This window comes from Blautia sp. MSJ-36, from assembly GCF_018917985.1.
In the GTDB taxonomy this organism is placed as follows: domain Bacteria; phylum Bacillota; class Clostridia; order Lachnospirales; family Lachnospiraceae; genus Blautia_A.
Genome location: NZ_JAHLPQ010000033.1, coordinates 24654 through 34979 on the forward strand (window position 1 = coordinate 24654; position 10326 = coordinate 34979).

Genomic DNA, 10326 nt, shown 5'->3' on the forward strand with positions numbered 1-10326 from the left:
AATGTTATCCTGTATAAGGATGAGGAAAAAACAAAGGAGAAGAATTATGAATCTATCAGAAAAATACGAATTTCGTTCCATACGTAAGGATGAGGCAGATCAGGCGACAGAGATCGAGCAGATCTGTTTCCCTCCGGCAGAGACAATCAGCAGAAAGGATATTATAGACCGGGTGGAAAAAATCCCGGAACTGTTTCTTGTGGCAGAAGACCGGGAAACAGGGAAGCTGGCAGGATATCTTACAGGTCTTGCAACGGATGAAGAAGTTTTTCAGGATAAGTTTTTTACAGATGCAGACTTAAGTATGCCGAATGGCAAGAACAATATGCTTCTTGGCCTGGAAGTTCTTCCGGAACATCGCGGACAGGGGCTTGCCAGGGAATTGATGATGCGTTATCTTGCCAGAGAGCAGGAACGGGGGAGAAAGAAAGCGATCCTCACCTGCGTGGATGGGAAAGTCGGAATGTATGAAAGGATGGGATTTGAATATACAGGAATTTCCGCTTCTGTTTTGGGAAATGTAAAATGGAATGAGATGGAATATATATTCCAATGCCTTTGAAAAAGATGTACAGCTGATCAAAAGTGCGGGAATGAATGAGCGCATATCCAAGCCTCTTGATACAACGAGGCTTTGGATGTGCTGTGGAAGTGGATCTAAAGTCTGTTCGCTTAAAGAGTGAAGATTCTGTGAAATCAGCATTCATTATTGAAAGAAGAAATCTGCTTCACAGAATCTCTTAAAATTAATTTTGTACCAATCCGGAGTTTGCGTGAGCGCAGCTCCGGAATTTCTTTTTCCCGGTTGCTGATCATACGCAGAAGTTCATCGACTGTTTCCACAGAGATGGCATGCTTGGAAACATCTACAGAAGTCAGAGGAGGAACGGTAACCTGACAGGCTGGGCGGTCGTTGAATCCTACCAGGGAAATTTCCTCTGGAACCTGATATCCCTGTTCTGTCAGTGCGCGCAGAACTCCTACGGTGATGGTATCGTCATCTGTCACAAAAGCAGTTGGCAGGGAAGCGTGTGACCGGTCAAAGGATTCCAGATATTCCCGCATATCCCGGTAGCTGCTTTCTTCTGTATAATGAAGGGTAATAATATCTTTTTCATCAAGATTCAGACCAAAATGCTCCATGGCTGCCCGGTATCCGTTCTCACGTTCCACAAAACTGTTGATCCGGATGTTACATTTCAGATAACCGATTCTTTTGTGTCCCATTTTGACGAGGTGTTCAATTGCCTGAAAAGAGCCCATCTGATTATTGATGGCAACAGTATTGCAGGAAAGCCTGGAAAAATCATTATCCATTGCAACAAACGGATAGGGAAGCTTCTGAAAAAGAGCAATATCTTCATCCTGCATTTCTGTGGCAAAGATAATGGCCCCCTGACAGTTCAGGGTATTCAGATAAGAAAGCTGCGGGGCCAGTTCCCGACGTTTGTCTACCGTGCAGAGAATGATATTGTAACCAAAAGAACGGGCATGGTTTTCTATATTTTCCATTAAAAGAAGAAAAAAAGGATGCAGATCCAGAATTTCTCCGTGGCGTTTGTAAATAATAAAAGCCAGATTTGTTCCGGCGGGAGCGGATACTTTTTTGATCAGATTTCCGTAGCCCATTTCTTTCAGCTGGGAGAGTACTTTGGTACGGGTGGCGTCGGACACGCCAGGTTTATGGTTGATGATCAGTGAAAGTGCTGCCGGTGAAATTCCCAGTTTTTGAGCAATTTCTTTATTTGTCATATCAAAAATCCTCCTTTGGAGTGCAATACATCGTTTATTATTGTAAATTATATAGTAGTTCATAAAGAAAGTCAATTGTTTAGTGAAGCGTTTAGATAAATATTTAGCACTTATAAACAAAATATTTAGTACAGTTTTAAAAGATTAAGTGTGAATTTCAGTTTTTGCGCCAGACGGTGAAAAACAGAATATTGGATGAAAAAATAAAGGCAGAAAGAGTGGTATTGTGATAAAATAGAAAAAAGATCCTTCGAAAACAGAATATAATAATCAGAAAGGGGTAGATACTATGGCAAAAGCAGAAAAGCAGACACTGAAACTGGAAATAGAAAAACCGCAGTACATTACGGTAAGTGATGTAACCTATGCACAGGTGGACTCCTGGTTTGGTCATTGCAGAAGAGACCTGAAATTAGATATTATCTATCCGGAAGCGCAGGATGGAGCCACATATCCGTGCATACTCTGGATCTGTGGCGGAGCGTGGCTGATGATGGATAAATCAGCCCATAATCTTTATCTGAGCAGACTGGCTGGCAGCGGTTTTGTAGTAGCAAGTGTGGAGTACCGTACTTCTAATCAGGGGCCGTATCCAATGCCTCTGCAGGATGTAAAAGCAGCAATCCGCTATCTGAAAGCGCACGCGGACCGGTTCCGTATCAATAAAGAAAAAATGGGAGTTATGGGAGAATCTGCCGGAGGATATCTTGCCTGTATGGCTGCACTGGACAATGATCCGTCTCTGGATGTAGGAGAATATCTGGAAGAATCCAGCAAAGTACAGGCGGCCTGCCCCTGGTATCCGCCTACGGATCTTTCTGCATTTCCGTGTGAATCCGCAGAACAATGTGCTTCTTCCGCAGAGTCTCTTCTTCTGGGCTTTAATTCCAAGCGAAACAGGGAAAAGGCGTATAACTGCAGTCCGGTATCCAAAGTAACAAAAGATGCACCGCCATTTCTGATCATCCATGGAAACTGTGACCGGACAGTGCCGTATGTACAGTCAAAAACATTATATAATCTACTGGAAGCGCAGGACTGTGATGTAACCTTGCTGACGTTGGACGGGGCAGATCATGCGGATCTTCAGTTTTTCCAGGATGAGACATGGAAACGGATTATTGATTTTTTCAGAAGAAAATTAAAATAAAACAGAAAACAGGGGATTTTTGGGGCATGGCTCTGACGATATTAAGATAAGAAAGGAAGCGGAAACGATGTATCAGAAATTAATGACATGTCTGGAAAGTGTAAGAAAGAAAACGGATTTCAAACCGGAAGTTGCACTGGTTCTTGGATCTGGACTTGGTGATTTTGCAGAGCGGATCCAGATCGAACAGATCATTAAATATACAGATATCGAAGGATTTCCGGTATCTACAGTAAAAGGACATAAGGGACGCTTTGTATTCGGTTATGTAGAAAAAACACCGGTTGTGATCATGCAGGGTCGGGTTCATTATTATGAAGGATATCCAATGTCTGACGTAGTTCTTCCGACACGCCTGATGGGGCTGCTTGGGGCAAAAAAACTGCTTCTTACCAATGCAGCCGGAGGTGCCAACCCATCCTTCCATCCCGGCGATCTTATGATGATTACAGATCATATTACAACTGCAGTTCCAAGTCCTTTGATTGGACCCAATATTGATGAGCTTGGAACCAGATTTCCGGATATGAGTGAAGTATACGGTCTCCGCCTTCAGGATGTGATCCGTAAATGTGCGGTGGAATGTGGCATTGAACTTCAGAAAGGTGTTTATGTGCAGTTTACAGGCCCTAACTATGAGACACCGGCAGAGATAAGACTTGCTCAGCGATGGGGTGGAGATGCGGTTGGAATGAGTACAGCATGTGAAGCCATGGCTGCCCGCCATATGGGAATGGAAGTCTGCGGAATTTCCTGCATTACAAATATGGCAGCAGGGATTTCCAAGGAAGCTCTGAATCATGAAGAAGTGCAGGAGATGGCAGACCGCGTGGCAAAATCTTTCCAGAAACTGGTTGAAAAAGTTGTTGTAAATATGTGATCCTGAAAAACTAAAATAAGAAAAGAGAAACACAAATGATAACATTAAACGATTATCTGTATTCCGGAGATACTCTTCTTCGGATACTGAAAAAATATATCCGGGATCTTAGGACAGAGGCAAAGGAAAAACATAACGAAATCGATCTGGTACACTGCAATTTTCTGATCCAGATCCAGGAACTTCTGGAACATAATGATTTCCTTACTGCCCAGTCCCAGAAAATCCGGGAATTCTATAAATATATGGCCGGGGAATATCCGTTTCTGGCATTTACCTTCAAGGGGAGAATTAAATCTCTGATCCGCGCAGAAGAAAAATTTAATGGATATGTGGTGGAGTTTATCTATGATTATTATAAAGAACATGGAGAATATCCTTCTGTATCTAAGATCAAGGAGCGCTTAAGCTGTTTTCGGGATTTTATCGCTTACCGGATCGTTATCGCCATGCCCAGGTGTCATCTAAAAAATGGCGAAAATGCCAGAGAGGAAGAATTGCGTTATCTCTATGAGATTGCAAATGTGCTCCCGGGTTTTCTGGAAGAAAGAGGATTTACCGCAGAGCCGGCCAGAGGCGTGCAGGAAAGCACTTCTCCATTGCTCAGCGAGGAAGCCAAACCTTACTATCGGGATTATATCTGCAACAACAGTGAGGATGATTATCAGTCTCTGCATATTACCTTTTATGATAACAGTTCCAGAAGCTATATGGAAGTACAGTTGCGGACCAAAGACATGGATGATGTGGCAGAGATCGGCTCTGCCAATCACTTAAGCTATGAGAAAAAACAGGAAAGTGAGCGCAGGCGAAGAGATGCGATCCCTCATGGCGAATGTATTTATTTTGACGAGGCTTATGAACGTGGGATGAGACTTCTGGGTCTGGATCTTGCAAAATTGGATGTCAATATGTTCGGGGCGGTAAACAACAGCCTGATCAATGACGGCTGTGGACTGTTCCGCGGAAGAATGATTCTTCCCTATGAGCATCTTTCCCGTTTTCAGAATGATATCATTGACTGAGGGAGGATGCTATGAAAGATCTGACAAAGGGAAAACCTTCCGCTTTGATTCTTTCTTTTGCACTTCCGGTGTTTCTGGGGAATCTTTTGCAGCTGACGTACAGCCTTGTGGATACCAGGATTGTGGGAACTTTTCTTAAGGAAGATGCGTTGGCGGCGGTGGGAGCAACCAGTGCTTTAAGTGGACTGATTATCGGGTTTCTGCTGGGCCTTGCAAATGGTTTTGCCATTATTACCGCACAGAAATTTGGTGCCGGAAAGAAGGAAAGCGTGCGAAAATCTTTCGCCTTGTCTCTGATGATGGGAAGCGCAATTGCATTACTTCTGACAGTTATAGGACTTCTGTTTCTACACCCGATCCTTACATTCTTAAATGTGCCGGAGCATCTGGTAAATATGGCTGCACAGTATATTTTTATTATTATTGCCGGTATGCTGGCAACATTTCTTTACGATGCTTGTGCTGCGTCGTTGCGTGCGTTGGGAGATACGGTTACGCCGTTAATGATCCTGGCGGTATCTGTGGCTTTAAATATTGCAGGGGATCTGTTTTTTATACGGGTAGTGAAGGCAGGAGTCCGGGGAGCGGCCATTGCCACGGTGCTTTCACAGGTACTGGCATTTCTGGTGTGCTGGTTTTATATGGTTCGCAGATATGAGATTCTTCGGCTGAAGAGAGAGGATTTTGTAAAGCCGGATAAATCCATGATGAAAAATATGCTGAGTGCAGGATTGTCCATGGGATTTATGAGTTCTCTTGTAAATCTTGGAACGCTTGCTTTACAGACATCCATCAACCGTCTGGGAAGAGATATTATCGTGGCACATACGGCAGCGCGGAAAATTACCGAAATGTTTATGATCATGTTCAGCGTGTTCGGCCAGACCATGGCAACGTTCTGTGGACAGAATGCAGGAGCAGGGAGAATGGATCGTGTGCGAAAAGGAATCGGCCTTGCGATTATGTATACCTGTATCTGGTCGGTATTTGCCGCAATTTTAAGTTTTACCATAGGAAAACATCTGGTTTATCTGGTTACCGGAAGCCGGAATGAAACAGTAATTCTTAATGCAACCAATTATCTGAAATTTGATACGCTTTTTTATTTTGTGACTGCTGTGATCAGCATGCTGCGTAATTCCATGCAGGGCCTGGGGGAATATGTGATTCCATTGGTTTCCAGTTCTCTGGAAATGATTGGAAAAGTTATCATTGCGATGACGCTGGTGCCGCTTCTGGGGTATACCGGTGTGATTGTGGCAGAGCCCATTGTATGGTTTATTATGGTAATTCCGCTGATTATAAAAATTTTCCGGATGCCGGTATTTGAGAAAAAAACAGTATAACAGTATAAAAAAGCACGCTGCCTGGAAATCCAAAAGCAGCGTGCTTTTTAACACTTTGAAATTATTTGTAGTTACATATTTGTAGCGGCTTCTTTGGCGCTTTCTTTTTCAGGGAAAATATGTCTGAAAATAAAACGTACAATAGGACCTGCGTAGATCAGCTGCCAGAAAAAGGCTGCCGGGAAATTCATAAAAGTTGTCTGAAGCCAGACAGCAATAAACTGATTTCCTGCATGTTTAAAGAAAAGAGTTGCAAAAAAGCTCATCAGCGGACACATGAAAGCAATGGAAGCAACAGAGATTGCAAGGATCATGCTGAACGGATGACAGCTGCGGAAATCTACCATGCGGTTTGCGCAGGCAAAAGCAAGTTTGGATACAAGGAAGAAATCAAGAACAAAGGCGATCGGTCCCATAAAAGTAAGCTCACGAAAAGCAGAGAGGAACACGCTATTTGTCATTGCTCCGGTGTTCAGTACGATGTTGTAACAGATCATGGCGTAAACCATGAAAAATACCATGATGATAGTAAAAATGACTTCCTGAAATTTGTTTTTTGGCATAAAAAATCCTCCTTTAAAATGATTAAGTGATAATGTAAAACCTTAGAGCATGTGTTGTTCGTTAATCATTCAGGAGAATGTGCGTTTCCAATATATGACAGGATTTTGTCATAAACCATATTCAGTTTTTATTCCGGCGGTTATATTAGCATAATCAACAAAGCCTTGTCAATATGTAGTTGAGAAAAAATAAACAATAACCCCTCTTGACCACGAAAGTTAGATATAGTAAACTTATATACGGTTAGTAGGTTCTAACTATTGCGTAAATAATTGTGGCGGGCCGCAATCCCCTGACAAAAAGCGGCCCGGGCAAAATTTACGGACAGGGCGAAAAGGCCAGACAGGAGGATAAATATCAAATGGAATATTTAGAGATCGAGAAAGTCATTGGAAGAGAGATCATTGATTCAAGAGGAAATCCGACCGTAGAGGCGGAAGTTTATCTGGCAGATGGAACTATCGGAAGAGGAGCAGCACCGAGCGGAGCATCCACAGGAGAATTCGAAGCACTTGAGCTGAGAGATCAGGATAAAAGCCGTTTCGGAGGAAAAGGTGTTTCCAAAGCCGTTGAAAATATCAATACTGTAATCAACGATGCACTGACAGGAATGGATGCATCTGACATTTATGCTGTAGACGCTGCTATGATTAAGGCAGACGGAACAAAGGACAAATCCAAACTTGGTGCAAACGCTATCCTTGCGGTATCTATCGCATGCGCCCGTGCGGCAGCGATTTCCTTTGACATTCCGCTTTACAGATTCCTTGGCGGCGTGAACGGAAACAGACTTCCGGTTCCGATGATGAACATCTTAAATGGTGGAGCACATGCTGCAAATACTGTAGATGTTCAGGAGTTCATGATCATGCCGGCAGGAGCACCAAGCTTCAAAGAGGGACTTCGCTGGTGTACAGAGGTATTCCACGCACTTGCTGCACTTCTCAAAGAGAAAGGTCTTGCAACAAGCGTTGGTGATGAGGGCGGCTTTGCGCCGGATCTTGGAAGTGACGAGGAAGCCATCGAGTACATTCTTGAGGCAGTAAAGAAAGCAGGATACGAGCCTGGAAAAGATTTCGTACTTGCCATGGATGCTGCATCCAGTGAGTGGAAAGGAAGCCAGAAAGGTGAGTATGTCCTTCCGAAATGCGGAAAGAAATTTACATCTGCCCAGCTTGTGGAACACTGGAAGAACCTGATTGAGAAATACCCGATCTACTCCATCGAGGATGGCCTTGACGAGGAAGACTGGGAAGGATGGCAGATCATGACAAAAGAGCTGGGTGGAAAAGTACAGCTTGTAGGTGATGACCTGTTTGTTACGAATACAGAACGTCTTGAGAAAGGTATCAGCCTTGGATGCGGAAATTCTATTCTGATCAAACTGAACCAGATCGGTTCCGTATCTGAGACACTGGAAGCCATCAAAATGGCACACAAAGCAGGATATACAGCAATCTCCTCCCACCGTTCCGGAGAGACAGAAGATACAACGATTGCAGATCTTGCGGTAGCCTTAAATACCTGCCAGATCAAGACAGGAGCACCGTCCAGAAGTGAGCGTGTGGCAAAATACAATCAGCTTCTCCGTATTGAGGAAGAGCTTGGTGATGCAGCGGTATATCCGGGATTCCAGGCATTCAACATTAAGAGATAAAGGAACTTTCATATAAAATTAGCCAAGAGTACATTGGGGCCGGAACAGATTTTTTCTGTACCGGCCCCGGTTTTTGGGCAAAAATAATGTTGCCAGATTTGTAAAAATGGTATATTATGTTTAACAGCCGCGTGAAACAAATAAAAAATTTAATATTGGAGATGCTATGAAAGAATACGTAAATACTTTTTTACATTACAGGTTCCTTCTGGGAGAGCTTGTAAAAAAAGGAATTAAGTTGAAATACCGACGTTCCTATCTTGGTATTGTCTGGTCGCTTTTGGAACCGTTGCTTACTATGATTGTACTGACTATCGTATTTGGTACTCTGTTTGGAAATAAGGATCGGACGTTTCCTGTATATATTCTTACCGGTCGTTTGCTGTACAGCTATTTTTCAAATTCGACGTCACGTGCGCTGAAATCAGTCAGAGCTAATGCGGGAATGATCAAAAAAGTATATGTACCGAAGTATATCTATCCATTATCCAGTGTACTTTATAACTACGTAATTTTTCTGATTTCATTGATTGTGCTTGCGATCGTAAGCGTTGTGCTTGGAATTCAGCCAACTATTTATATGTTCCAGATACCGATCGCGTTGATACTGGTGCTTTTACTTTCTTATGGAATCGGAATGATTCTTGCGACAATTGGAGTCTTTTTCAGGGATATGGAGTATTTGTGGTCAGTAGCACTGATGATCATTATGTATACTTGTGCAATTTTCTATTATCCGTCCAGACTTTTGAAGAGTGGTTTTGCATGGATACTGAAATTCAATCCATTGTATTGCACAATCAGTATTTTTCGTTCTGCCATGTTTGGAGAAATGATGAATATCCATTATTTTGTATATGCGCTGGGCTTTAGCTTGGTGACAATTCTGGTTGGAATGATCTGTTTTAAGAAAAAACAGGATGAATTTATACTTTATATATAATTGCGGATTTACAGGAGAGAAAAATGGGAAAACCGGCAGTTGTAGTAGACAATGTAAGTATGAAATTTAATCTCAGTAAAGAGAAGGTTGATAACCTGAAAGACTATCTGATTAAATTCATAAAGAAAGAAATTAAATATAATGAATTCTGGGCTCTTCAGAATGTGAAGTTTGAAGTGGAAAAGGGAGACCGTGTTGGCATCCTGGGACTGAACGGAGCCGGAAAAAGTACTCTGCTTAAAGTAATTGCAGGCGTATTTAAACCTACAGAAGGTAAAGTTATCAAAAATGGAAGACTGGTTCCGCTTCTTGAACTTGGAGCTGGCTTTGAGTCACAGTATACCGGCCGTGAGAATATCTATCTTTACGGAGCAATGCTTGGATATTCCAAGAAGTTTATTGAAGAAAAATTTGATGAGATCGTTGAATTTTCAGAACTGAAGGAATTTATCGATGTACCGATCAAGAACTATTCTTCCGGTATGAAAGCGAGACTTGGATTTTCCATCGCGACACTGGTGTCACCGGATATCCTGATCCTGGATGAGGTACTTTCCGTAGGAGATGCCAAATTCAGGAAAAAGAGTGAGAAAAAAGTTCTCAGTATGTTTGACAAAGGTGTCACCGTTCTGTTTGTCTCACATTCCCTGCAGCAGGTACAGCGCCTCTGTAATAAAGCGATGATCCTTGAAAAAGGAAAACTGATCGCATATGGTGATATTGATGAGATTTCTGAACAGTATGAAAGAATGATCGATTAACAGAAACAGGAAAGCTCAGGCGGATGCCTGAAAAAATGGCGATAGCCAGACGATTTGCGGAAATAATGCAAATGTCTGGCTATTGTGTTGTATGGCAGAAAAATAAACCACCTGCTCGGCAGGTGGAGGGAGTAGCTTTAGCTTCAAGTAAAAAACCTCCTGTGATAATATAAAAGTGGGTCCGCAAAACTCACATAATATTATCAAGGAGGTATCCAAAATGGATAAGAACAGTTTAAGTCATACAA

General features: G+C 42.5%; 10 protein-coding genes. 8 read left to right on the forward strand and 2 right to left on the reverse strand.

The annotated features are described in order from the left end of the window. Positions 1-46: 46 nt before the first annotated feature. A complete protein-coding gene (locus KQI39_RS15355; RefSeq protein WP_243278892.1) occupies positions 47-562 on the forward strand; it encodes a GNAT family N-acetyltransferase in 516 nt (171 codons plus the stop codon). 134 nt (positions 563-696) lie between these two features. Here the strand turns inward: KQI39_RS15355 and KQI39_RS15360 are convergent, their stop codons facing one another. Further along, complete coding sequence (locus KQI39_RS15360) at positions 697-1752, reverse strand: LacI family DNA-binding transcriptional regulator (RefSeq protein ID WP_173761914.1); 1056 nt, start codon at positions 1750-1752, stop codon at positions 697-699. 289 nt (positions 1753-2041) lie between these two features. Here KQI39_RS15360 and KQI39_RS15365 point away from each other — a divergent pair, with 289 nt between their 5' ends. The 4 genes from KQI39_RS15365 (at position 2042) to KQI39_RS15380 (ending at position 6153) form a co-directional block, all read left to right on the forward strand. Beyond that, a complete protein-coding gene (locus tag KQI39_RS15365; RefSeq protein WP_173761915.1) occupies positions 2042-2902 on the forward strand; it encodes an alpha/beta hydrolase in 861 nt (286 codons plus the stop codon). A gap of 67 nt (positions 2903-2969) precedes the next feature. Next, the gene (locus tag KQI39_RS15370; protein ID WP_216419403.1) at positions 2970-3782 is read left to right on the forward strand and encodes a purine-nucleoside phosphorylase; all 813 of its coding nucleotides are present in this window, start codon (positions 2970-2972) and stop codon (positions 3780-3782) included. Positions 3783-3817: 35 nt separating this feature from the next. Continuing rightward, entirely contained in the window at positions 3818-4807 is a 990-nt protein-coding gene (locus tag KQI39_RS15375; protein ID WP_148446755.1) for a guanosine polyphosphate pyrophosphohydrolase, read from the forward strand. 11 nt (positions 4808-4818) lie between these two features. Beyond that, a complete protein-coding gene (locus KQI39_RS15380; RefSeq protein ID WP_216419407.1) occupies positions 4819-6153 on the forward strand; it encodes an MATE family efflux transporter in 1335 nt (444 codons plus the stop codon). Between the two features lie 71 nt (positions 6154-6224). On the opposite strand, the gene KQI39_RS15385 is transcribed toward KQI39_RS15380, so the two are convergent. Then, positions 6225-6716: a DUF2798 domain-containing protein gene (locus tag KQI39_RS15385; protein ID WP_148446751.1), complete on the reverse strand. Its 492-nt coding sequence runs from the start codon at positions 6714-6716 to the stop codon at positions 6225-6227. Positions 6717-7078: 362 nt separating this feature from the next. Between KQI39_RS15385 and eno the strand changes: the two genes are divergently transcribed. From eno to KQI39_RS15400, 3 genes are all read left to right on the forward strand, one after another. Further along, positions 7079-8374, forward strand: a complete 1296-nt coding sequence (gene eno / locus KQI39_RS15390; RefSeq protein ID WP_216419408.1) for a phosphopyruvate hydratase — start codon at positions 7079-7081, stop codon at positions 8372-8374. 166 nt (positions 8375-8540) lie between these two features. Beyond that, positions 8541-9317, forward strand: coding sequence for an ABC transporter permease (locus KQI39_RS15395; RefSeq protein WP_148446747.1), 777 nt, complete (start codon positions 8541-8543; stop codon positions 9315-9317). Between the two features lie 23 nt (positions 9318-9340). Continuing rightward, the gene (locus KQI39_RS15400) at positions 9341-10078 is read left to right on the forward strand and encodes an ABC transporter ATP-binding protein (protein WP_148446745.1); all 738 of its coding nucleotides are present in this window, start codon (positions 9341-9343) and stop codon (positions 10076-10078) included. The last annotated feature ends 248 nt before the right edge of the window (positions 10079-10326 follow it).

Coding starts and splice junctions, on each gene's coding strand:
- KQI39_RS15355 (WP_243278892.1), top strand. CDS start 47: ATGAATCTATCAGAAAAATACGAATTTCGTTCCATACGTAAGGATGAG.
- KQI39_RS15360 (WP_173761914.1), bottom strand. CDS start 1,752: ATGACAAATAAAGAAATTGCTCAAAAACTGGGAATTTCACCGGCAGCA.
- KQI39_RS15365 (WP_173761915.1), top strand. CDS start 2,042: ATGGCAAAAGCAGAAAAGCAGACACTGAAACTGGAAATAGAAAAACCG.
- KQI39_RS15370 (WP_216419403.1), top strand. CDS start 2,970: ATGTATCAGAAATTAATGACATGTCTGGAAAGTGTAAGAAAGAAAACG.
- KQI39_RS15375 (WP_148446755.1), top strand. CDS start 3,818: ATGATAACATTAAACGATTATCTGTATTCCGGAGATACTCTTCTTCGG.
- KQI39_RS15380 (WP_216419407.1), top strand. CDS start 4,819: ATGAAAGATCTGACAAAGGGAAAACCTTCCGCTTTGATTCTTTCTTTT.
- KQI39_RS15385 (WP_148446751.1), bottom strand. CDS start 6,716: ATGCCAAAAAACAAATTTCAGGAAGTCATTTTTACTATCATCATGGTA.
- eno (WP_216419408.1), top strand. CDS start 7,079: ATGGAATATTTAGAGATCGAGAAAGTCATTGGAAGAGAGATCATTGAT.
- KQI39_RS15395 (WP_148446747.1), top strand. CDS start 8,541: ATGAAAGAATACGTAAATACTTTTTTACATTACAGGTTCCTTCTGGGA.
- KQI39_RS15400 (WP_148446745.1), top strand. CDS start 9,341: ATGGGAAAACCGGCAGTTGTAGTAGACAATGTAAGTATGAAATTTAAT.